Raw genomic sequence first — 21,420 nt, forward strand, 5'->3', positions numbered from 1 at the left:
CAGGACGGAGTGGGACATGAAATCGCTTGGCAGTATCCGCAGGGATTTCGCGCCATGGAACGATCCGAACGCCAAGCCATACATCCAGTTCGACAACGTCACCAAGAAATTCGGTGAGTTCACGGCGGTCAACAACCTGTCGCTGACCATCTTCGAACGCGAATTCTTTGCCTTGCTTGGAGCCTCAGGCTGCGGGAAATCGACGCTGCTCAGGATGCTTGCCGGCTTCGAGGAGCCGACCGCCGGCCGCATCCTGCTCGATGGCCAGGATCTGCGCGGCATTCCGCCCTACCGGCGGCCGGTCAACATGATGTTCCAGTCCTACGCCCTGTTTCCGCACATGACGGTCGAGAACAACATCGCGTTCGGCCTCAAGCAGGAAGGCATGGTCAAGGCCGATATCGAAAAGCGCGTCGCCGAGATGCTGAAGCTGGTCAAGCTCGAGCAGTTCGCCAAGCGCAAACCGCACCAATTGTCGGGCGGCCAGCGCCAGCGCGTCGCGCTCGCGCGCTCGGTGGCAAAGCGCCCGAAAGTCTTGCTGCTCGACGAGCCGCTTGGCGCGCTGGACAAGAAGCTGCGCGAGGAAACCCAGTTTGAGCTGATGGACCTGCAGCAGAATCTCGGCCTCACCTTCGTCGTCGTCACCCATGACCAGGAAGAGGCGATGACGATGGCCGACCGCATCGCCATCATCGACAAGGGCGAGGTGATGCAGGTGGCGACACCGGCCGAGGTCTACGAAGCGCCGGGCTCGCGCTTCGTCGCCGGCTTCGTCGGCAACGTGAATATGTTCGACGGCAGGATCGCGGCTGGCGAGGCCGGCAGCGCAAGCATCGATGCCGGCAACGGCATCACCATCCGAACCGAAAATGCCGGCAGTGCCGCCGCCGGAGCATCCGTCACCTTCGCCATCAGGCCGGAGAAGATCAAGGTGTCCTCGACGAAACCCGCCGGTGCCGTCAATGCCATCCAGGGCGAGGTCTACGATATCGCCTATCTCGGTGACATGACCGTCTATCACGTCAGGCTGGACGATGGTCAGGTGGTGCGGGCAAGCACCATGAACGCGGCACGCCTCACCGAGGATCCGCTGAGCTGGAACGACCGCGCCTGGATTTCCTTCCGCCCTGACGCCGGCGTCGTGCTGACACGGTAGGGATTGATCATGTCCGCTGTCACTGCCGCAACAAGCTCTCCGGCAAATGCTGCCGGCAAATCCGCCCCGGCCAGGCTGAGCGCGGCTTTCGTTAGCCGTCTCGTCATTATCGTCCCCTATCTCTGGCTGCTGTTCTTCTTTCTTGTCCCCTTCATCATCGTCTTCAAGATTTCGCTGTCGCAGACGGCGATCGCCATGCCGCCCTATACTCCGGTGCTCGATTTCCGCGGCGGCATTTCCGGGTTCATCTCGGGGGTTGGCGCGCTCAATTTCGACAACTACACGTGGCTGACGAAGGATGCGCTCTACTTCAACGCCTATGTGACGAGCGTCGTCGTCGCCGCCATCTCGACGGTCCTGACATTGCTTGTCGGCTATCCCATTGCCTATGGCATGGCGCGCGCTCCGGCGACGATCCGCCCGACCTTGCTGATGCTGGTGATCCTGCCGTTCTGGACCTCGTTCCTGATCCGTGTCTATGCCTGGATCGGCATCCTCAAGCCCGAGGGCCTGCTCAACCAGCTGCTGCTCGCCAGCGGCATCATCAGCCAGCCGCTGATCATCCTCAACACCTATACGGCTATCTTCATCGGTATCGTCTACTCCTATCTGCCGTTCATGGTGCTGCCGCTCTATTCGTCGTTGGAGAAGATGGACCATACGCTGATCGAGGCGGCGAAGGATCTCGGGTGTCCGCCGACCAGCGCCTTCTGGAAGATCACCTTTCCGCTATCGCTGCCCGGCGTCATCGCCGGCTGCCTCCTGGTGTTCATTCCCGCCGTCGGTGAGTTCGTCATTCCCGACCTGCTCGGCGGCTCGCAGACGCTGATGATCGGCAGGACGCTGTGGAACGAGTTCTTCGCCAACCGTGACTGGCCGGTGTCGTCCGCCGTTGCCGTCATCCTGCTGCTGCTGCTGATCGTGCCGATCATGATTTTCCAGCGGGCCCAGGCGCGTGCTCAGGAGCAGGACCAATGAACGCCACCTGGAGCCGCTTCAACGTCATTTCGATCGTGCTCGGCTTTGCCTTTCTTTACCTGCCGATCGTCCTGCTCGTTGTGTTCTCTTTCAATGAGTCGAAGCTGGTCACCGTCTGGGGCGGCTTCTCGACGAAATGGTACGTCTCGCTGTTCCACAACCGGGGTCTGATGGACGCCACCTGGGTGACGGCCCGGGTCGGCGTCATCTCGGCAACCGTGGCGACCGTGCTCGGCACGCTGGCGGCGCTCACCTTGACACGCTACACGCGCTTTCGCGGCCGGCTTCTGTTTTCGGGCATGGTGTTTGCGCCGCTGGTCATGCCCGAAGTCATCACCGGCCTGTCGTTGCTGCTGCTCTTCGTCGCCGTCGGCCTCGACCGCGGCTTTCTGACGGTGACGCTTGCCCACACCACGCTGACCATGTGCTTCGTCGCGGTGGTGGTGCAGTCGCGCCTGATCACCTTCGATCGTTCACTGGAAGAAGCCGCGATGGACCTCGGTGCACCGCCGGTAAGGACCTTCTTCCAGATCACGCTGCCGGTCATCATGCCGGCGATCGTCTCTGGCTGGATGCTGGCCTTCACGCTCTCGCTCGACGACCTGGTTATTGCCAGCTTCACCTCGGGTCCCGGCGCCACAACACTGCCGATGAAGATCTACAGCCAAGTTCGCCTCGGCGTGACGCCGGAAATCAACGCCGCCTGCACCGTCCTGATCGCCGTTGTCGCCGTCGGTGTGATCATCGCTTCGCTTGTCAACAAGAGCCGCGAAGTGCAGCGCCAGCGCGACGAGCAGGCCGCGCAGCGCGGTTGAAGCTGCTGCTGCTTACTCTCCCGAAACGCCGCGGCTTACCGGCGAGATGAACGGCGTGCTCCACGTGCCGCCGACGAAGAACGACGACTGATTGGGTCCCTGGCCGTTCGTCTGCGTGGCAGCCTGGCTCGGCCGGACGATGCCGCCGGACAGTGCCAGCCCGCGTCCGGCATAGGATGCAATGCCGGAAAGCCAGATCTTGTATTGCGCGGAATTCACCTCGGCCTTGTCGATGCGCGCGACGCCGTTCGAAATACTCGCCTTGAGCTCGGCCCCGTCGATCGGCAGCGTTCCGTCCGAGACGTCGTCCAGCGCGAAGAATCCGCCCTGTTCGGTGTGCTTGAGGAACGCCGGCAGGTTAAGCCGGCTCAGCGCGCCAGCGCCGAACGTCGCGGACAGCGAGCCATTGGCGTTTTCGAAAATCGAGTCCCAGGTTCTGCCAGGCCCCTTGAGGATGACCGAAACGGTTCCAGTGCCGATCGGCACCAGCCGTGTCATCCCGGCCGCGGTGCCGAAAGCGCCGCCGTCGATATCGGAAGCAAGCAGCCGGATCTCGACTTCGGTGCCGGCGGGCTTGCGGTCGAAACGGACGCTGCTCTGGACGTTGCCGCCAAAGGCGGATGCATCCGAGATGTCGAAGACGGCAAGGCCGTTCTTGACCTGGGCGGTGGCGGCGACGTCGGCAAGCTGGATGGCGCCGGCCGTGGCATGCGCCGCCGACAGCCTGAGATCGAGATTGATCCGGTCGGCGAAGCTCGTATCGATTTCGCCCGGATCGGTGCCGCCGGCCGATGGCACCGGGGCAAAGGCGGAGAGAAATGATCTGAGGTCGAGCGTATCGAAGGCAAGTGTGCCGGAGATCACCGGCAATGCCTCGCCGTAGGTGAAGTCCAGCGCGCCCATTCCGGGGTTGTTGTCGAGGGTCAGGGCGGTGTTTTCGAATTTGACGCGCCCGGCCGTCGCCGTGATCTTGCTTGAAACCGAGATCGAGCCGATTGCCGCACCGGGCGCGATGCCGGCCTGCGACCATTCGAGCACACGTCGGAGCGAAGGTGCGGCGAATTTTGCCTGGCCGTCGAAATAGCCGTTTTCCGACATGCTTGCGCGGCCGTCGAACGAAAAACTGGCCGGCGCCGCCTTGAAGGAAAACGTGACCGGTGCTGTGCCGCCACCAAACAACACAAGCGGGTTCGGCGATGCGGCGTCGATGGCAACACTTTCGCCGCGCCATATCCCGGTCGCCGACAGCGTCGCATTGCTGTTCATCGCGGCCCAGTTCGCCTGGCCGCTCAGGCTGCTCAATATCTCCTGGTCCTTGCCGCCGATGGCAGCCACCACGCGGCCGTCCCTGAACTCGACTGTGCCGAACGGATCTGTTGGCAGCTTGCCGAGATCCGGCTTGGCGGGATTTGTGTTGATCACCGCGCGGGCAGCATCGATCGAACGCGTAATGCGCCCGCCGCTGGGAATCGCAGGCAGGAAAAACCCGCTCGCGGTACGCTGAACCCGGATCGTCGGTCGTACCAGCCGCGCCGTCGAAAACACCACGTCGCCACGCAGCGCCGCCATCGCCGAAAGGTCGACCTCGACCCGTTCGGCTTCGACCACGGGCGGCGCATCCGTCTCTGTCCATTGCGACAGCGTCACGTCGCTCAGGATCGCCCGGAAATTCGGCCAGACCTCGATGCGCGGCGCGCCGTCGATGTTGACCCGGAAACCGCTCCAGGCGCTCATTTCCCACGCGATGCGGTCGCGCACGATGCGGGTCGAGGCGATCAGCGGCAAGGCTGCGACGACCAGCGCGATGACGATGACGGCTGCGCCGATCGCCCATATTCCGCGTCGGATCAAAGGTGATGGCATATCGCCCTGTATGCTTCCATTCCGACAAAATCGCCCGACGGGTGTAACCGACGGCTGACGCATTTCAAGTCTTTATGGCCCGGCGATGGCATTTGCGCACACCCTGACCGGCGCGGTCCAACAAAATCTTGCTCTGCTGCATCGCGATATTGCATAAGCGATGCAGCCTGCGGAGGAACAATGATGGCTGACGACGCACCGCTCTGGATCCCGACGCAAGAGCAGATCGACGCGGCGCCGATGACCGCCTTCATGAACGCCGCGGCGAGCATGGCCGGCGAGTCTTTCTCCTCCTATGCCGACCTGCATCGCTGGTCGATCGATGACCGCGAGACCTTCTGGAGCTTGGTCTGGGACTTTTGTGGCATCGTCGGCGACAAGGGCGAACGCGTGCTGATCGATGGCGACAAGATGCCCGGCGCGACCTTCTTCCCTGATGCGAAGCTGAACTTCGCCGAGAATCTCCTCAAGAAAACCGGGCTTGGCGACGCAATCGTTTTTCGCGGCGAGGACAAGGTCGAGCGGCGGCTGTCCTGGAACGAGCTGCATGCGCTGACCTCGCGCCTGCAGCAGCTTTTCCTGTCGCTCAAGGTGAAGAAGGGCGACCGCATCGCCGCGATGATGCCCAACATGCCGGAGACCGTTGCTGCGATGCTGGCGGCCGCCTCGATCGGCGCCGTCTGGTCGTCCTGCTCCCCAGATTTTGGTGAGCAGGGCGTTCTCGACCGGTTCGGCCAGATCGAGCCGGTCATATTCATCGCGCCGGACGGCTACTGGTACAATGGCAAGGCGATCGAAGTCGCCGACAAGGTCGCGGCCGTGGCGGGCAAGCTCGCCACCGTCCGCAAGGTCCTCATTGTCGACTATCTCGGCACCTCGCTCGACGTCGCGGCGACCATCGGCAAGGCGGCCGCGCTGGAAGAGGCGCTGTCACCCTTTGCCGCCAGGTCTGTCAGCTGCGAGAGGTTGCCGTTTTCGCATCCGCTGTACATCCTGTTTTCGTCGGGCACGACCGGCATCCCCAAATGCATTGTCCATTCGGCCGGCGGAACGCTGATCCAGCACGTCAAGGAAGAACGGCTGCACGCCGGCCTGCTCGACGGCGACCGCTTCTTCTACTTCACCACCTGCGGCTGGATGATGTGGAACTGGCTGGTGTCCGGCTTGGCGTCGGGTGCCACCTTGCTGCTCTACGACGGCTCGCCCTTCTACCCGGACGGCAATACGCTGTTCGACTTCGCCGATGCTGAGAAGATGACGTATTTCGGCACCTCGGCCAAATTCATAGATTCCGTGCGCAAGGCCGGCCTCAAGCCGATCCGCACGCATGATCTTTCCAGCGTGCGCACCATCTCCTCGACCGGCTCGCCGCTATCGCCGGAAGATTTCCGCTTCGTCTACGAAGGCATCAAGAAGGACGTGCATCTGGCTTCGATTTCCGGCGGCACCGATATCGTCTCCTGCTTCGTGCTCGGCGTGCCGATCGAACCGGTATGGACCGGCGAGATCCAGGGGCCCGGGCTCGGTCTTGCCGTCGATGTCTGGGACGATGACGGCCGCCCGCTCCGCCAGGAGAAGGGCGAGCTCGTCTGCACCAAGGCGTTTCCCGCGATGCCGCTCGGCTTCTGGAACGACCCTGACGGAAGGAAATACCGAGCCGCTTATTTCGAACGTTTCGACAATGTCTGGTGCCACGGCGATTTCGCCGAATGGACCGCCCATGGCGGCCTGATCATTCATGGCCGTTCCGACGCCACGCTCAATCCGGGCGGTGTCAGGATCGGCACGGCGGAGATCTACAATCAGGTCGAGCAGATGCCGGAAATCCTCGAAGCACTATGCATCGGCCAGGATTTCGACAATGACGTTCGCGTCGTACTGTTCGTGCGGCTGACGGCAGGCGTCGAGCTCGATGCCGAGCTGGAAAAACGCATCCGCGCGAAAATCCGCATCGGGGCGAGCCCGCGCCACGTGCCGGCCAAGATCGTCGCCGTCAGCGATATTCCGCGCACCAAATCGGGCAAGATCACCGAGCTCGCGGTACGCGACATGGTGCATGGCCGCGCCATCAAGAACAAGGAAGCGCTCGCCAATCCCGAAGCGCTCGAGCTGTTTCGCAACCTGCCGCAGCTTGCCGACTGACCCGGGATGCAAGGCGGGAGCCGTTTGAGGTCTCCGGTATCGTTAACAAATTATCTCTTCGGAATTTACCTAGATTTCATGAGTGGTACACATTGGTAAATTTTCCGGCGTGCCGGTAAGGATTTGTTAAGGCCCGGCATCGATAGTCGTGCGTAACTTGAGGGAGAAATCCCGTTCCTCTTAGCCCCGAGAGGATCTGATTCGCTCAAGCCCCGTTGTGACAGCAATCCTATCATTCAAGGCGTCCTGTTGGACGCCTTTTTTCTTTGCGCAACCATAGCTAACCGGCGAGCACACGGGTCGAGGGAAAGGCGACTTCGACCAGGGTTCCCTCGCCGGGCGTCGAGTTGATGGTGAACCGGGCCCGGTTCGCTTCGACCATCGCCTTGGTCAGCGGCAGCCCAAGACCGGTGCCGTCGCCGCGGCCGCGCTTCAGCGCATTGATCTGCTTGAACGGCTTCAGCGCCTGCTCGATCTCGGACGGGCTCATGCCGATGCCGGTATCGCGCACGCGCATGACGACATCGCCGGAGAGCTCGTAGGCCGTCGACACGATCACCTGGCCGCCGGCCTGCGTGTAGCGGACGGCGTTCGACAGGATGTTGAGCGCGATCTGCCGCACGCTGCGCAGATCGGCCACCACTTCCGGCAGCCGGGAGGCGAAGCTGGAGCGGATGATGACGCGTTCCCGGTTGGCTTGCGGCTGCATCATCGCCACGGTTTCGGCCAGCGTGTCGTTAAGCGACACCGCCTCGTAGGCCATCTCCTGCTGGCCTGCCTCGATTTTCGAAATGTCGAGCAGGTCGTTGACCAGATCGAGCACGTGGTTGCCCGAACGGTTGATGTCGCGCAGATAGTCGCGATAGCGGTCATTGGCCACCGGCCCGAATTTCTCGTCCACCATCAGCTCGGAAAAGCCGATGATAGCGTTGAGCGGCGTGCGGATCTCGTGGCTGATGCGGGCCAGAAAATCGGTCTTCTGCGACGAGGCGCGCTCGGCGACCGCGCGCGCCTGGGTCAAGTCCTCTTCGGCCCGCTTCCACTGGGTGATATCGCGCACCACCGCGCAGAAGCCGCTGTCGTTGGGCAGCCTGCCGATGGTCATGAACAGCGGAATGAAACGCCCCTGCGCCTCGCGCCCGATCACCTCGCGGCCATCGTTCATCACGCTTGCAACGCCGGGCTCCGACAACCCCTCGAGATAGTCACGCGCCGCGCGCTGGCTTTCGATCGCAAACAGCGAGACGAACGGCTTGCCGGTCACCTCGTCGCTGTCGAAGCCGAATAGCGCTTCCGCCGGACGGCTAATTGAACGGATCGTTCCGTTACGGCCGATCAGTACGACGCCGTCGGTGGCGGTGTCGATGATGGTGCGCATTTCGGCAATGCGCGCCTTGAGCTCGGAAACATCCGGCTGCGTTTGGTCGTCGGCAGCGCCATGCGGAATGGCTGCTGCTTCGTCGTCGCCGGAACGGCGTACGACCAGCATCAGTGCCTTGCCGTTCCCCCACGGGACGGAGCGCAAAATCGCGTCGATCGGAAACTCCTGACCGTCGCGCGTCTTCAGCCGCAATGCGCGGTCGCCGCCCTCCGAACTGCCGTCGTCGGCATAAGGGTCGGCAAACAGCGCGCCGAGCCCGCCCGCCTCGTCCAGGGCATTGAGCGTCGCATAGCCGGTCAAGCCGAGGAATTCGTCGTTCGCATAGTGCAGTTGATCGCCGGAATGGATAAGCACCGGCACCGGCAGCTTGCCGAGGATCGAGGTATCCGGCCCCTTGTTGTCCGCTCCGGCAAAGGCCGACGGCACGAAGCCGTCGAGTTTGAACGGTGGTGCCCGCGGCCGCTCGACGGGCGGCAACTGGCCGGCAGCGTCGGCTGCGCTGTCCTCGGACCAATCCTCGCTGTCCTCGGCGTCACGGAAATCTTCGGCCGTCATGCTATCGTCGTCGCCATCCCGCGGCGCTTCGGCGACGATCGTTCGACGGTCCGTGCTGGGCTCGTCGCCTTCCTGCGCTTCATCGCTGGGTTCGCGGTTGGCATAGTCGAGCAGAGATCCGGAAACAGGGCGTGTGACGGGTTCGCCGGCTTGCGCCTCTGCTACCGCCTCATCCGGCTGCTCGCTGTCGAGCCCGGCGAGGTCCTTCTGGTCCTCGGCATCGGCCTCGGGCGGTTCGGCGGCAGCCGCCTCGCTTTCCAGACCTGGTTCCGGCATCTCACCCTTGTCCGTCGGGCCGGCTCCTTTCAGCTTTGGCTCGTCGGCATTGGCGGCTGCCTCGACTTTCTCAACCGGCTTCTGCTTTCCGGCGCTGGGCTGTTCTTCGGCCGGGGTGCTGTCCTTCTTGAGACGCTCGCCAATCTCGCGAAACGCGCTGCGTTCCAGCGTCGACAGGCCCTTGTCGTTGGCCGGCTGCCGGTGCTCGGCCAGCCGGATCACTTTGTCGGCAAGGCGCCGCTCGGGCTTTGGCACGATGGTCAACGCCGGCACTTCGCCCCTGAACGGATCGGCGGGTTTCGGTGTCGCCGGGGCAGGTTCGACGGCTTCCGGCCCAACGCTCGCGGCGGGCTTCTCCTCGGCGACAAGGGCCATGCCGACGGCATCCGGATCGACCACCGCATCGCCGCTCCTGGCGACGCCGAAGCCGCGAAAACCTTCGAAAACCCGGCTGCGGCTGTAAACCGGGAGCGCCGCCAGATCGACCGGTATCTTCAGATCGGTGCCGGCGACCGGCCACAGCACGGAGCGGCCGGACCAGGTGTCGCGCCGTTCGAGCAGGCCGGCAATCTCGCCAGAAGCATCAAGGCCATAGGCGGCCGAAACATCCTCGAAGCGGCGGCCGATCACGTCGGCGGCAGGCCTGCCGACGAGCTCGGCAAATTCCGGCGACAGGGCGCTGAACCGGCCCTCCGCGTCGGTACGCCAGACGAAACGCATGGGCGCGGCGGTGCGATCGATCGCTGAAGCGCGGCGTTCGGCCGGGGAGGCGGCTTTGGTGGCTTTTGCGGCGCTTTCCGGCGAAGTATTCGCGCCGGCCTGCGAAGCGTCCGGGCTGGTCTCGGCTTTGCCGGACGCAGCTGCCCCGGGCGGGACCTGCGCGTCGTCGCCGGCATTGAAGTACCAATGGTCATGCTGCGTCGGCGTTTCGCCAACCGTGTGTTGATTGTCAGCCGCGTCGACAGCTTCGTGCTCCGCCGATGCTGAGGTGCCTTCCATCGCTGCAAGGTTGATCTCCGCCACGCCCATCCTGGCGATCGGCGGCTCGTTGTCTTGGCCCGTCGGCCGGGGAAGATCGCCACCGCTCGGTGCCGCTGCTGCTTCGCTGCCGGTTTCCCCGCCGGCGCGCTCGCCATCAGGCGCCTCGCCGTCGAGCCGGTCCTCGTCGATCACCACCAGCAGATGCCGCTCGTCCGTCAGCCGGGCAAGGCCCGCCGGATAGGAGCTGGATCCACCCGGGACCAGGCGCTTGACGATGCGGTCGCTCTCGTTCGCCACGTCGGCGACAAGCGCGGCCAGCGTCTCAGGCCGGATGCCGAGTGCCGAAAAGCCGTCCGATGCGGCGTCGATATTGCCCTTGGCGTCGACAAAGGCGATGTAGTGGCCGTCTTCCGTAAAACCACCGATGGCGCGATCGGCGATCTCGGCCGCGCTGCGCGAGCCGGTCTGCGCCGCCGGCAGCGCCAGCATGATTGCTTCCTCTCCATCGGGCATGGTCACTGCGCTGGCCAGGAAGCCGACCGCGCGGCTGGTCAGGCCGGTCGCCAGCCGAACCGTGATGGCACGGTCGCGGCCGATCTGCGGAAAACCGCTGGTTGCCATGATCTGGCGCCTGGCGATCAGCGGCAAACCTGCCGAGGCGCCGATGATCGCGCCGATGTCGGGATAGCCGAATACCGCTGCGCCGGGGCCGTTGGCCCAGATCACCTGCTCGAGATCTGCCGACAGAATAGCGATCGCGTCGCCTGCGGCGAAGCGCAGGCGGACCGCGTCGAGCACGGCGACATCGAGGAAGGAGTAGTTTTCAGCCGGCATGCGTTTGGCGACCCTCACAGAGCGGGCAATTTGCGGTTAACGCTTTGTTAATAAAAGCCGACGGCGCGAAGGTCCACAAGTCATAGCGTGCAACCAATGGAATCTCTAGGCGCGTGGTTAACGCCACGAATAAATAATATATGGTGCGATGCAACAAACATGTTGCAATGCACAAAAATTGCCTTTATATTGCCATGATACATGAACGAGACGGCTTTTCGTCAAAGCCGCTGCCGCTGAAAAGGATGGAAAATGTCCAGGACCAAGACCGCTGAAACGATCGAAAACGTTGAATTCCCGAGCTTCGACGCTTCCAAGGCCACCGACCAGATCCGCGCTTTCGCCGAAAAGGGCGTCGAGCAGTCGAAAGAGGCCTATGCCAAGCTGAAGACCGGCGCCGAGGAGACCCAGAAGGCTCTGGAGTCGACCTACGAAACCGCTAAGTCCGTTTCCAGCGACCTGTCGCTCAAGACCATCGCCGCCCTGCGCGCCAATGCCGAAGCCGGCTTCTCGCATTTCGAAGCGCTGATCGGCGCCAAGTCGCTGTCGGAAGTCGTCGAGTTGCAGACCGCTTTCCTGCGCAAGCGCGTCGAAATGACCGTCGAGCAGGCCAAGGACTTCCAGGCGGTTGCTGCCAAGGCGGCCGAGGACGTATCCAAGCCGATCAAGACCGCCTTCGAGAAGGCCGTGAAAGAAATCAAGATCGCCTAATATTTGCACACAGTTTGACGATGCATCAAAAGGTCGCATTTCGTCAGACAAATAGATGTGCGATATGGTCGTTCAAACGAATACCCGGCGGGTGGAACCTCCTCCCTCTGCTCACCGGGGTAACCAGCCAGCACCTCCTCCCGCTGGCTCGTAACAGGAAAAGGCCGGCACCTCCTCCCGCCGGCCTTTTCTTTGTCCGGCGGAAAATGACGCGATGCCGGAGCGAGCTTTTGCCTTGCCAAAAGCCTTGAATTAAACTCCGATAGCCCGTATGGACGCATCGCCGAACGACAGAGCGGGTCCCGAACGTTTCATCTCGATCCCGCTCTGGCAAACGTGCCGTTGTAGCTCAGATGGTTAGAGCGCCGGATTGTGGATCCGGAGGTCGCTGGTTCGATCCCAGCCAACGGTACCATCACCTTTCAGCCACACTTCTGACCGGCAAAATAATGCTAAAGCGGTCTTATGACCGGTTGCCTCACCCACGGTCCCGCGCCTGACGCGTGCCGCGCAGGTGGTCCACGAGGGCTCTCAGCTTCGGCGCGACATTCCGTCGGCTGGGGAAATAGAGATAGAAACCAGCAAACGGCGGGAAATAGCCGTCGAGGATTGGTACAAGCTCGCCGCGGTCGATCCAGGGGCGGAATGTATCCGCCATGCCGAACGTGATCCCGGCGCCTGCAACGGCCAGCCGGATCATCAGCCACATGTCGTTGGTCGTGATCTCGGGCGCAACCGCCACGTCGAATTCGCGCCCGTCCTCGCCAAACTCCCACCGATAGGGCGAAACTCCCGGCGCCGGCCGCCAGCCAATACAGCGATGAGCCACAAGCTCGCGCGGATGGGCGGGTGCTCCGAACTTTTCGAGATAGCGCGGGGCGCAGACGGCCATCTGCCGCTGATCGCCCGATACCGGCACGGCAATCATGTCCTGCTCAATCACCTCGCCGAGCCTGACCCCGGCATCATAGCCTTCGGCAACGATGTCGAATTCCTCGTCGGTGACCACAATATCCAGATGCACCTCGGGAAACCTTTCTGCAAAGGACGCCAGCAACGGTCCTGACAGAAAGGCCTCTGCGATAGACGAAACCGCGATCCGCAGGCGGCCGCGCGGGCGGTCCAGAAACTCCGTAGTGGCTTCGACTGCCGCGTTCACGTCGGCGATCGCCGGTGCGACGCTCGCCAACAGGCGCTCGCCCGCTTCGGTCAGGTTGACGCTGCGTGTCGTGCGCTGCAGCAATGCGATCCCCAGACGCTGTTCAAGCCTGAGGATGCTTTGGCTGACCGCCGAGCGCGTCACGCCCAACCGGTCCGCCGCAGCGCGAAAATTGCGTTCCTCGGCCACCGTGACGAAGACGGCAATTGCATTGAGATCGATGTCCATTGGTTAGCGACACTTATCTTAGAGGTTAACAATGGGCGGCTTATCGCGACAATGCCCTGGCTCTATCTCTGTCGCAACGGCAAGAAGGCTTGATCCTCCCGATCCAAGCCGAAGCCGACCGACAAGGAGATATCCCATGACATCACTCCCTTCCTCCTGGGACCTCGATGGAAAAGTCGCCCTCGTGACCGGCGCGGCACGCGGCATCGGTCGCTGCACGGCGGAGCTGCTGCGTGCGCGGGGTGCCCGGATCGTGGCAAGCGATCTCAGCGACACCGTACGCGAATTGGAAGCCGAGGACGTGGCAACCCTGGTCGGCGACGTCGCCGACGAGGATCTGGCCCGACGCTCGGTCGAGCTCGCGGCGAAGCGCTTCGGACGCCTTGACATCGTCGTGAACAATGCCGGTCGCACGCTCAACAAACGTCTGACGGAGACCTCGGTCGACGACTACGACCGCATTCTGCAGATCAACGCGCGCGGCAGCTTCGTCACCGGACGTGCCGCTGTGGAACTGATGGCCGCCGGTGGTGGCGGCGCGATCGTCAATGTCTCATCGATCTCGGCCGTCGCGGCCTTCGAGACGCAGGCGGCCTATGCCTCCTCCAAGGCGGCTGTCGCACAGCTGACCAAGGTAATCGCGATCGAATATGGGCGTATGGGCATTCGCTGTAACGCCGTTGCCCCTGGCGTGATCGAAACCGACATCATGGAAGGTGTGGTGGAGAATGGCCGGGAGATGCTGCGCAGCTTCGGCAACGCGCATCCAATCGGCCGGATCGGCCAGCCGCAAGAAGTTGCCGAGGCCATCGCCTTTCTTGCCTCGCCAGCATCCAGCTTCATCACCGGGGCGTTGCTTCTGGTCGATGGCGGCTACACCGCCCAGTGATCCCCTATAAAGCCGGCGCGCCGCGGGAGCTCATCCGCACGCCATCCCTTCACATCGTGAAATAATCACAAAACCAAAAGGATCATCTACGATGACCATGAACAAAGTTGTTCTGATCACCGGTGCCTCCAGCGGCATCGGTGCTGGCATCGCCCGCGAACTTGGCGCGGCAGGTGCAAAGCTGATGCTCGGCGCGCGGCGCACCGACCGCCTTGAAGCGCTTGCGGCAGAAATCGAGGCGGCTGGTGGAACGGTTCGGGTGCGAGCGCTCGACGTCACCAAGAGGGCGGACGTCGCGGCATTCGCCGATGCCGCGCGGGCCGAATGGGGCCAGGTCGATGTCATCGTCAACAATGCGGGCGTCATGCCGCTGTCGGCCATGGCAGCCATGAAGGTCGACGAGTGGGAGCTGATGGTGGACGTCAACGTCAAGGGTGTTCTGTACGGCATCGCGGCGGTGCTCCCTGAGATGACGGCACGTGGCTCCGGGCATATCATCAATATCGGTTCCATTGGCGCACTGGCCGTCTCGCCGATGGCTGCCGTCTATTGCGCAACGAAATACGCTGTCCGCGCGATTTCCGATGGGCTCCGCCAGGAGAGTGACGATATCCGGGTAACCTGCATTCATCCCGGTGTGGTGGAAAGCGAGCTGGCGAACACGATCTCCGACGAAGCCGCTGCCGCCGCCATGAAAACCTGGCGCGCTATTGCCCTGCAACCCGATGCCATCGCCAGGGCAGTGCGCTACGCAATCGAACAGCCCGACGATGTCGACGTCAACGAGATCGTCGTGCGTCCGACGAAGGCGGCGCATTGATGCGATCCACTTTGACCGCAGTGCTTACGGGCATTGCCCTTGCTGTAACTCCAGCCGGCCTGACCCTTCCTTCAACTCCAATCCTTGCGGGGGAACCAATGACGCAGCAAGATCATCCTTACGTCGGACTGTGGGTCACCGGGGATCGCCATATCAGGCACGAACTCCTGCCGAACGGCCGTTATGACGAAGCGCGCGGTGACCGCGAGAGCGCCTATCAGGGACGCTACGAAGTGCGGGGCAACCACATAGAATACTGGGACGATACGGGCTTCACCGCGGATGGTGAGTTCGTCGAAGGCGTCCTCCATCATGCCGGCATGATCCTTTACCGCCAGCGATAGAGAGCCACCCTGAGACAAGCACTTCAGGGTTCCACAAGACGCCACTGCATGCCTTGCATGAGGCGCTCGGCAGCTTGCACTGCAAGGCCGGTCACACCACATCTCTCCCAGCAAGCGCGGCGGAAAGAAGCAGGACCGGGAGCGGAGTCGACATTGCAAATGGTTGTCACTATATAGCGGCGGCTTTGACGGCTCGCCTTTTACGTCGTGCCAGCGAGAGCGCGGTAAATGTGCTAGCTATTGTGACATCTATTGTGATCTAAAACGGCTTGAAAACCGAAAAAAAGCAAATAGAAACAATAGCGCGGGTCGAACGAGTTTCCTCGAGAGAATCAGTCCTCAAGAACTAGAACGTGCTCCTTGAACCCTCCATTCCCTTCGGCTCTGTGGACCTCGGACAAGTTCGGCTTGCCGGGCGAAGCCGACTCGGCTCGAATGGCAGCACGCATCTTTTCGAAGATGCCGACGTTTATGATTACCAATCGGCATAGCCGCTAGGGAAACAGCAGTATGAGTGAACACGCAATCGAGTTCTTGCGCGGGTGGATTGGCGAAAAAGTCCACTGCCAGCCCTCGCCAGCCAGAATCGAGAAGCAGGCCGAGACCCTCGCCAGGGAATGCGCGGCCAAGGCTGCCGAAGCCGGCATACCCCTGGAGGACATTCAGGAAGAGGTCGGCGACATTCAGGAGCTCATTGCTTCAAGGCTCGAGGAGGCCGCCGAGGCCGATCAGGACGAAAAGAATTCCAATAAATCTGCCGGCTGACGGACCGCCTCCGGCAAAACCTGCCGGGCGAACATTGCCTGTCTGATGCGGTTGCGCGGTCTCATCGCCGCGCAGCTTTGCCAAATCTCTCCTCGAGCCATGTTTTCGGCAACGCCGGCACGAAATTGCCGTCGCGCCCGGTCATGTCTTCATTGGCGACCAAAGCATTGAGGATTGCTTCCTCCACGCTCTGAACGACGGCGTCGAAAAACGGATTGATGTCGGCATCCGGTATATAACCGGCGCTGGCCAGCTTGCCGGCCGCGCCGCGCGCCGCATCGGCATTGGCCGTGCTGAACGCCAGAAAAATATCGCCGGACGAATTGTATCCATAGCCGCCGGTCAGCGCGACCCCGAGGGGCACGCGTTTCGCCAGCCGTTTCAACTGGTGCGGCATGAATGGCGCATCGGTAGCGACGATCGCGATGATCGAGCTCTTTTCGGCTCGCGGCGTGTTGTCCCGGATCGCCGGTTCGGCGAGTTCCGCTCCGGCCCTGATGCCACGGATGACGAGGTTTCGCCTTGCACCGAAATTCGACTGGACGAAGCAGCCGATCGTGAAACGCTCTCCGTTCCAGTCGATGCTGCGCGAGGATGTGCCGGACCCTGCCTTGAAGCCGAAGGTGATCATGCCGGTGCCGCCGCCGACGCTGCCCTCTTCGATCGGCCCGCTTTCAGCCGTGTCGAGCGCGGAAAACACGTGCTCGAAGCTTAGATGATGGCCGTTGATGTCGTTGAGAAAGCCGTCATAAGTCTCGCCCGCCACCGGCAGCGCCCAGGCGCTGTCGAGCGCGTGCGGCAGCACCGTCTGCATCCAGCGCAACGTTGCGTCGCGGCTGACGCCGCAGGAATGCGTGTTGGTGATGGTGATGGGAAGATTGAACGCTCCGAGCTCCTCTATCAGATGCGAGCCGGTCAGTTCGCCATTGCCATTGGCGCTGAACACGCCGGCGAACGCCGGGACGGCCAACTCGTCTCTGGGCCTTGGCAGGATCGCGGTCACGCCGGTGCGTACCGGACCCTTGCCGACAACGAGCGCCCCATCCCCTGAGATCAGCGTCGTATAGCCGACCGTCACGCCGGGCACATCGGTGATGGCATTGAAGCGGCCTGGGATGCCTTCGAACGGGATATCGACGGCGCGTGCACGCAGTTTGCCCGAGGGCGTCGTAAGATGCGGATCGGTCATTTCTTCCTCAGAAAAGCGCCCTGGTCTTCCTCAGAAAAGCGAGCCTTGGCCGCCCGGCGCCTTGAGCTTGGCTGCCGACTTGGCAATCGCCTTCGGCCGCGCCGTGCCACTGATGGCGACGGCATCGGCGGTGCCGTCGGCGAACTCCAGCGAAAGCGCCATTCCCGACACGACCTCCGCCGAACGCTTGACCACCGCGCCGTCCGCATCCTTGACCAGTGCGAACCCTCGCGCCAGCACGGCCTTGTGCGACAGCGTCGCCAGCAATCGATCGGCCTGCGTCAGTTTTCCACGCAGACGGTCCAGCCGCCGCGAAATCGCCTGGTCCTGCCGCCATATCAGTGCCAGCAGGGCATCGCCTTGCAGTTTCTGCCGTCTGGCGATCGGCGCCGGTGACAGCCTGGCGGCCGTGGGCGAAAACCGTGCCCGACGCTCGCGCACGATGGCGAAGAACGCCGCTTGCGCTCGGGCGAGGTCGCGGCGGGTCAGTGTGCGGGCTTCGTTCATGCGCCGCGACAAGGTCGCCGGTGTCAGACGCTGGCCCAGAAGCCTGGCCCGCTTGCGCTCGACGCTGACCGACAGCGCCCGGCCGAGCCGGCTCGTCGCCTCGTCGAAGCGCCGCCGCGGCAGCGCCAGCAACTGGTCGGGCGAGGGCAGCGCCCGGGCGGCTGCGCGCGCCGCCTGCCGCTTGCGTTCGAAATTGCGCGACAGTGCGGTCTTCAACCGCGCGCCAAGGCCGGCAAGCATCGCTTCGAGATCGACTTTGACCGGTACGGCGATCTCGGCGGCGCCTGTCGGCGTCGGCGCCCGCACATCCGCTGCCAGATCGATCAGCGTCCAGTCGGTCTCGTGGCCGACCGCGGAAATCACGGGAATGCCCGAAGCGGCGACGGCGCGGGCGAGCGCTTCGTCGTTGAAGCCCCACAGATCCTCCAGGCTGCCGCCGCCGCGCGCCACGATCAACAGATCGGGCCGCGCGATGGCGCCGTCCCACGGCAGTGCGTTGAAGCCGTTGACGGCAGCGGTCACTTCCACACCAGCCGTCTCGCCCTGCACCCGCACCGGCCAGACGAGCACGTGCAGCGGAAACCGGTCCTTGATGCGCTGGATGATATCGCGGATGACGGCGCCTGTCGGAGAGGTGACGACGCCGATGACGCGCGGCATGAACGGCAGCCGCCGCTTGCGGGCCGCGTCGAACAGGCCTTCGGCCTGCAGCCGGCGCTTGCGCTCGTCCAGCAGCGCCATCAGCGCACCGGCACCGGCCGGCTCGAGATTGTCGATGACGATCTGGTAGTTGGATTTTCCGGGATAGGTGGTGAGCCTGCCGGTGGCGATCACCTCCATGCCTTCCTCGGGACGGAATTTCAGCCGGCTCATCGTGGTCTTCCACACCACGGCATCGAGCCGCGCGCGATCGTCTTTCAGGCAGAAATAGGCATGGCCGGAGGAATGCGGTCCGCGATAGCCGGAAATCTCGCCGCGCACCCGTACATTGCCGAAGACGTCCTCGACCGTGCGCTTCAGCGCGCCGGAAATCTCGCTTACCGTATACTCGGTGGCGTTGGTGCTTGATTCGGATGTTGCGTCGCTCATTGGCCGATTGGGGAACGGTTGTTGGCCGCCGTCAAGGCGGCCGTGTTCGATGTCGGCCCCAATCGCGCGATCACCAGCCCGGCAGGATCTGGTTCGGCTTGGTCCGTTTCATCTTGGCGAAGGCGAGGGCGGCGAAATCGAACGTGCCGGTCTCCTCGCCGAGCGGCACGGAAATATTGTCGAGGCTTTCCGAAATGTGGCGCGCAAGCGCGTCGACGATCTCCGGCCGCGAGGTCTGGCCGCGCATGATGCCGATGCGGCAATCGGGCAGGGCGCCGAAACCGTCGGCCTCGCCCAGCACCCGCATGCCGGGCCGCAGCGCGCATTCCGGCAGCACCGAGATCGCCAGGCCGGAAAGCACCGCCGCAGCGATGACGGTGGCAGAGAAGCTGGTGAACAGGATGCGGTAGTCGCGGTTCTGCTGGTCGAGCACGTCGGCGGCGGCCCGCCGCCAGATGCAGTTCGGCCGGCCGAAGGCCATCGGCAGGATCGGCTGCTCATGCGTCGCGTGGTTGGCCGAGGTAACCCACAGCAGCGGTTCGCGCCGCACCACTTCCGACTGGCCGCGCGCGTCATTGTGCGTCACCAGCGCCAGGTCGAGATTGCCGCGCTTGATGTGTTCGACCAGTCCCGGCGTCGGTTCGCAGATAACGGTCAGTTCGACATGCGGGTTGGAGCGGGCAAACCGCGCCATGATCTCTGGCAGGAAGCGATCGGCATAGTCATCCGGCGTGCCGATGCGGATGGTGCCTTCGAGCCGGCGGTCGTCGAAGGCGGCCAGTGTTTCCTTGTTGAGATAGAGCAGCCGCCTTGCGTAGGAGAGCAGTCTATCGCCTTCCTCGGTCAGCCTGTTGGTGCGGCCGTCTTTTTCGAACAGCGGTTTGCCGATCCGTTCCTCCAGCCGCCGCATCTGCATCGACACCGCAGACTGGGTCCGATGCACCGCTTCCGCCGCGCGGGTAAAGCTGCCGGTGTCGACAATCGAGATGAAGGTCTGCAACTGATCGAGATCGAGCGGCGCTTTCATTGACCTAATCCATCATTGATGCTGATGCTAAAGATTAGAAACATTCGTTGGATTAATCAATCGGGCCATGGCAAATTCCGATTGTCCACATGACGCTAATGCATGTCGCCCAAAAGTGGTCACCGGTTTTGGGGCAACGACATGCATCATCTTAGATGAATCGAAGCCGGAACGGCCGCTGTTGCCAGCGCCCGATCGACCGGTTTCGCCCGTTCGAATGTGAAGGAGACCGACATGGCTACGTTTGATTTCGCTACCGAGACCTCGCGCATCACCTCGCGTCCGGCCGTTGCGACGCGCGTGGCCAATGCCGCTGCCAATGTCTACCGCGCCTGGAAAAACCGCCGCGCCTTTTATCGGCTGGGCGAGATGTCGGATGCCGAGCTCGCCGACATCGGCCTGACCCGCGCCGACCTGCACGTCGCTGTCGGTGTACCCTTTGGCCGCGATCCGACAGAAAGGCTTCGCGTCATCGCGGTCGAGCGCGCCGAAACGATCGAGGATATTGCCCGCAAGGTGGTGTGATCGCACGAATTCGCGATTTTGGTCGCATTGAACCTTTTGAGGCACGACGCCACCAAGTTACGCAGGCTCCCCACTCCCTGCCGGATCCCCCCGGCCAGCCTGCGCGCTGCCCGGTCCTCCCAGGACCGGGCTTTCTTTTTTGGGCGGCACTGATGATTGGGGTTGCCGGTTTCTGGTCTAGCGCCGGCCCATGCCCTGCTTGAACTGGTCGAAGATCGACTCCATCCCTTTCTGGTAGTCGTCGCGCTGCTGGGCGCCTGTCTCGAACATCTTGCCGAACAGGTCGTCGAACGGATTTCTCGGCCTGCCGCTCGGATTGGTCTGCGGCTGCGGCGTCTGCTGCGGCGCCTGATGCGGCTGAGACTGTTGTGCGCCACCGCCGAACATGTCCTGCAGTACTTTGCCGAGCGGATTGTCACCATAAGGGTTCTGTGTCTGCTGGGGTTGGTTCTGCGGCTGCTGTGGCTGTGGTGCACCGCCGCCGAACATATCCTGCAGCACCTTGCCGAGCGGATTGTCACCATAAGGGTTCTGTGTCTGCTGCGGCTGGCTTTGCGGCTGCTGCCCGCCGCCGAACATGTCCTGCAGCATCTTGCCGAGCGGGTTATCCGTGTGGCCTGCAGGCTGAGGGGCCGGTGCCTGGCTGCCGCCGCCCGCCTGCCGCATCATCTGCTCGATGAGTTCGCCGAGCGGATTGCCGCCACTGCCTGCCGCATGCATCTGTCCGCCTAGCTGGTTGGTGGTCTGCTTGAACAGCCCGCCCATCATCATCGAGGCGATTGCCGGCAGCATCTGCTGCAGCACCTGCTGGCTGACGCCACTCGCCTGCGCGGCCTGGTTGGCAACGGCCCGCGACAGGTCCTTCGAGCCGAACAGATGGCCGAGAATGCCGTTGCCTTCATCGAGGCCCTGCGGCGAGAAGGCCCGGCTTGCATCCTCGAAATATTTAGCGTGCTGGCCGCTGGCCATCGCCGTCATGAAGGAGCCGAGCCCATAAGGGTCCGCCGTGTTGCGCTTGAGCCCCTGCGAAAAGGCCGGCAGCAGCGCCGCGACCGCCGCCTGCGTCTGCTGCTGCGACAGCCCGAACTGCTGGGCCAGCGCCTGCATGCCGTTGCCGTTCTGGGCCTGTGCCAGAATATCGAACAAGGAAGGCATTGTTTTCTCCTCCGGGAAAATCCTCGTTGGA

The 21,420-nt window shown here is 63.1% G+C and carries 17 protein-coding genes and 1 tRNA gene; 11 read left to right on the plus strand and 7 right to left on the minus strand.

From position 1 onward, the window contains the following. Positions 1–16: 16 nt before the first annotated feature. Genes NKH83_RS11030 through NKH83_RS11040 form a run of 3 tightly spaced genes read left to right on the plus strand, consistent with a single transcriptional unit; the run spans position 17 to position 2,949 of the window. Positions 17–1,156, plus strand: coding sequence for an ABC transporter ATP-binding protein (locus tag NKH83_RS11030; RefSeq protein WP_352804079.1), 1,140 nt, complete (start codon positions 17–19; stop codon positions 1,154–1,156). Positions 1,157–1,165: 9 nt separating this feature from the next. Then, on the plus strand, positions 1,166–2,134 hold the full coding sequence (locus NKH83_RS11035; protein ID WP_352475846.1) for an ABC transporter permease subunit: 969 nt from the start codon (positions 1,166–1,168) through the stop codon (positions 2,132–2,134). Then, positions 2,131–2,949: an ABC transporter permease gene (locus NKH83_RS11040; RefSeq protein WP_352804082.1), complete on the plus strand. Its 819-nt coding sequence runs from the start codon at positions 2,131–2,133 to the stop codon at positions 2,947–2,949. The genes NKH83_RS11035 and NKH83_RS11040 overlap by 4 nt, the downstream gene beginning before the upstream one ends. 12 nt (positions 2,950–2,961) lie before the next feature. Here the strand turns inward: NKH83_RS11040 and NKH83_RS11045 are convergent, their stop codons facing one another. Next, positions 2,962–4,812, minus strand: coding sequence for an AsmA family protein (locus tag NKH83_RS11045; protein WP_352804085.1), 1,851 nt, complete (start codon positions 4,810–4,812; stop codon positions 2,962–2,964). Positions 4,813–4,995: 183 nt separating this feature from the next. Here NKH83_RS11045 and NKH83_RS11050 point away from each other — a divergent pair, with 183 nt between their 5' ends. Then, the gene (locus NKH83_RS11050; protein ID WP_352804088.1) at positions 4,996–6,954 is read left to right on the plus strand and encodes an acetoacetate--CoA ligase; all 1,959 of its coding nucleotides are present in this window, start codon (positions 4,996–4,998) and stop codon (positions 6,952–6,954) included. Positions 6,955–7,234: 280 nt separating this feature from the next. On the opposite strand, the gene NKH83_RS11055 is transcribed toward NKH83_RS11050, so the two are convergent. Continuing rightward, positions 7,235–10,981 (minus strand): PAS domain S-box protein, encoded by a 3,747-nt coding sequence (locus NKH83_RS11055; protein WP_352804091.1) that lies wholly within the window; start codon positions 10,979–10,981, stop codon positions 7,235–7,237. A gap of 252 nt (positions 10,982–11,233) precedes the next feature. Here NKH83_RS11055 and NKH83_RS11060 point away from each other — a divergent pair, with 252 nt between their 5' ends. Continuing rightward, positions 11,234–11,692, plus strand: coding sequence for a phasin (locus NKH83_RS11060; protein ID WP_254819298.1), 459 nt, complete (start codon positions 11,234–11,236; stop codon positions 11,690–11,692). Positions 11,693–12,030: 338 nt separating this feature from the next. Beyond that, positions 12,031–12,107: transfer RNA gene (locus NKH83_RS11065), tRNA-His, on the plus strand. 63 nt (positions 12,108–12,170) lie between these two features. Here NKH83_RS11065 and NKH83_RS11070 read toward each other — a convergent pair. Then, the gene (locus NKH83_RS11070; RefSeq protein ID WP_352804094.1) at positions 12,171–13,079 is read right to left on the minus strand and encodes a LysR family transcriptional regulator; all 909 of its coding nucleotides are present in this window, start codon (positions 13,077–13,079) and stop codon (positions 12,171–12,173) included. A gap of 136 nt (positions 13,080–13,215) precedes the next feature. Between NKH83_RS11070 and NKH83_RS11075 the strand changes: the two genes are divergently transcribed. The 4 genes from NKH83_RS11075 (at position 13,216) to NKH83_RS11090 (ending at position 15,897) form a co-directional block, all read left to right on the plus strand. Beyond that, the gene (locus tag NKH83_RS11075) at positions 13,216–13,968 is read left to right on the plus strand and encodes an SDR family NAD(P)-dependent oxidoreductase (RefSeq protein WP_352804097.1); all 753 of its coding nucleotides are present in this window, start codon (positions 13,216–13,218) and stop codon (positions 13,966–13,968) included. A gap of 91 nt (positions 13,969–14,059) precedes the next feature. After that, entirely contained in the window at positions 14,060–14,788 is a 729-nt protein-coding gene (locus tag NKH83_RS11080) for an SDR family oxidoreductase (protein ID WP_352804100.1), read from the plus strand. Continuing rightward, complete coding sequence (locus NKH83_RS11085) at positions 14,788–15,132, plus strand: Atu4866 domain-containing protein (protein WP_352804103.1); 345 nt, start codon at positions 14,788–14,790, stop codon at positions 15,130–15,132. The genes NKH83_RS11080 and NKH83_RS11085 overlap by 1 nt, the downstream gene beginning before the upstream one ends. Before the next feature lie 510 nt (positions 15,133–15,642). Continuing rightward, positions 15,643–15,897, plus strand: coding sequence for a hypothetical protein (locus tag NKH83_RS11090; RefSeq protein WP_352804106.1), 255 nt, complete (start codon positions 15,643–15,645; stop codon positions 15,895–15,897). A gap of 61 nt (positions 15,898–15,958) precedes the next feature. On the opposite strand, the gene NKH83_RS11095 is transcribed toward NKH83_RS11090, so the two are convergent. The 3 genes from NKH83_RS11095 to NKH83_RS11105 form a co-directional block, all read right to left on the minus strand. Continuing rightward, a complete protein-coding gene (locus NKH83_RS11095; RefSeq protein ID WP_352804109.1) occupies positions 15,959–17,086 on the minus strand; it encodes a DmpA family aminopeptidase in 1,128 nt (375 codons plus the stop codon). A 30-nt stretch (positions 17,087–17,116) separates the two neighbouring features. Next, the gene (gene xseA, locus NKH83_RS11100) at positions 17,117–18,682 is read right to left on the minus strand and encodes an exodeoxyribonuclease VII large subunit (RefSeq protein WP_352804112.1); all 1,566 of its coding nucleotides are present in this window, start codon (positions 18,680–18,682) and stop codon (positions 17,117–17,119) included. A gap of 70 nt (positions 18,683–18,752) precedes the next feature. Next, a complete protein-coding gene (locus NKH83_RS11105; RefSeq protein ID WP_023716458.1) occupies positions 18,753–19,709 on the minus strand; it encodes a LysR substrate-binding domain-containing protein in 957 nt (318 codons plus the stop codon). Positions 19,710–19,943: 234 nt separating this feature from the next. On the opposite strand from NKH83_RS11105, the gene NKH83_RS11110 reads away from it, so the two are divergent. Then, entirely contained in the window at positions 19,944–20,234 is a 291-nt protein-coding gene (locus NKH83_RS11110; RefSeq protein ID WP_352616701.1) for a DUF1127 domain-containing protein, read from the plus strand. A 177-nt stretch (positions 20,235–20,411) separates the two neighbouring features. Here NKH83_RS11110 and NKH83_RS11115 read toward each other — a convergent pair whose 3' ends face one another. Next, positions 20,412–21,389 (minus strand): DUF937 domain-containing protein, encoded by a 978-nt coding sequence (locus NKH83_RS11115; RefSeq protein WP_352506902.1) that lies wholly within the window; start codon positions 21,387–21,389, stop codon positions 20,412–20,414. Positions 21,390–21,420 lie beyond the last annotated feature (31 nt).

This window comes from Mesorhizobium sp. M0909 (assembly GCF_040319515.1).
In the GTDB taxonomy this organism is placed as follows: domain Bacteria; phylum Pseudomonadota; class Alphaproteobacteria; order Rhizobiales; family Rhizobiaceae; genus Mesorhizobium.

Coding starts and splice junctions, on each gene's coding strand:
- NKH83_RS11110 (WP_352616701.1), top strand. CDS start 19,944: ATGGCTACGTTTGATTTCGCTACCGAGACCTCGCGCATCACCTCGCGT.
- NKH83_RS11070 (WP_352804094.1), bottom strand. CDS start 13,079: ATGGACATCGATCTCAATGCAATTGCCGTCTTCGTCACGGTGGCCGAG.
- NKH83_RS11090 (WP_352804106.1), top strand. CDS start 15,643: ATGAGTGAACACGCAATCGAGTTCTTGCGCGGGTGGATTGGCGAAAAA.
- NKH83_RS11030 (WP_352804079.1), top strand. CDS start 17: ATGAAATCGCTTGGCAGTATCCGCAGGGATTTCGCGCCATGGAACGAT.
- NKH83_RS11035 (WP_352475846.1), top strand. CDS start 1,166: ATGTCCGCTGTCACTGCCGCAACAAGCTCTCCGGCAAATGCTGCCGGC.
- NKH83_RS11095 (WP_352804109.1), bottom strand. CDS start 17,086: ATGACCGATCCGCATCTTACGACGCCCTCGGGCAAACTGCGTGCACGC.
- NKH83_RS11105 (WP_023716458.1), bottom strand. CDS start 19,709: ATGAAAGCGCCGCTCGATCTCGATCAGTTGCAGACCTTCATCTCGATT.
- NKH83_RS11040 (WP_352804082.1), top strand. CDS start 2,131: ATGAACGCCACCTGGAGCCGCTTCAACGTCATTTCGATCGTGCTCGGC.
- NKH83_RS11045 (WP_352804085.1), bottom strand. CDS start 4,812: ATGCCATCACCTTTGATCCGACGCGGAATATGGGCGATCGGCGCAGCC.
- NKH83_RS11085 (WP_352804103.1), top strand. CDS start 14,788: ATGCGATCCACTTTGACCGCAGTGCTTACGGGCATTGCCCTTGCTGTA.
- NKH83_RS11055 (WP_352804091.1), bottom strand. CDS start 10,981: ATGCCGGCTGAAAACTACTCCTTCCTCGATGTCGCCGTGCTCGACGCG.
- NKH83_RS11050 (WP_352804088.1), top strand. CDS start 4,996: ATGGCTGACGACGCACCGCTCTGGATCCCGACGCAAGAGCAGATCGAC.
- NKH83_RS11115 (WP_352506902.1), bottom strand. CDS start 21,389: ATGCCTTCCTTGTTCGATATTCTGGCACAGGCCCAGAACGGCAACGGC.
- NKH83_RS11075 (WP_352804097.1), top strand. CDS start 13,216: ATGACATCACTCCCTTCCTCCTGGGACCTCGATGGAAAAGTCGCCCTC.
- NKH83_RS11080 (WP_352804100.1), top strand. CDS start 14,060: ATGACCATGAACAAAGTTGTTCTGATCACCGGTGCCTCCAGCGGCATC.
- NKH83_RS11060 (WP_254819298.1), top strand. CDS start 11,234: ATGTCCAGGACCAAGACCGCTGAAACGATCGAAAACGTTGAATTCCCG.
- xseA (WP_352804112.1), bottom strand. CDS start 18,682: ATGAGCGACGCAACATCCGAATCAAGCACCAACGCCACCGAGTATACG.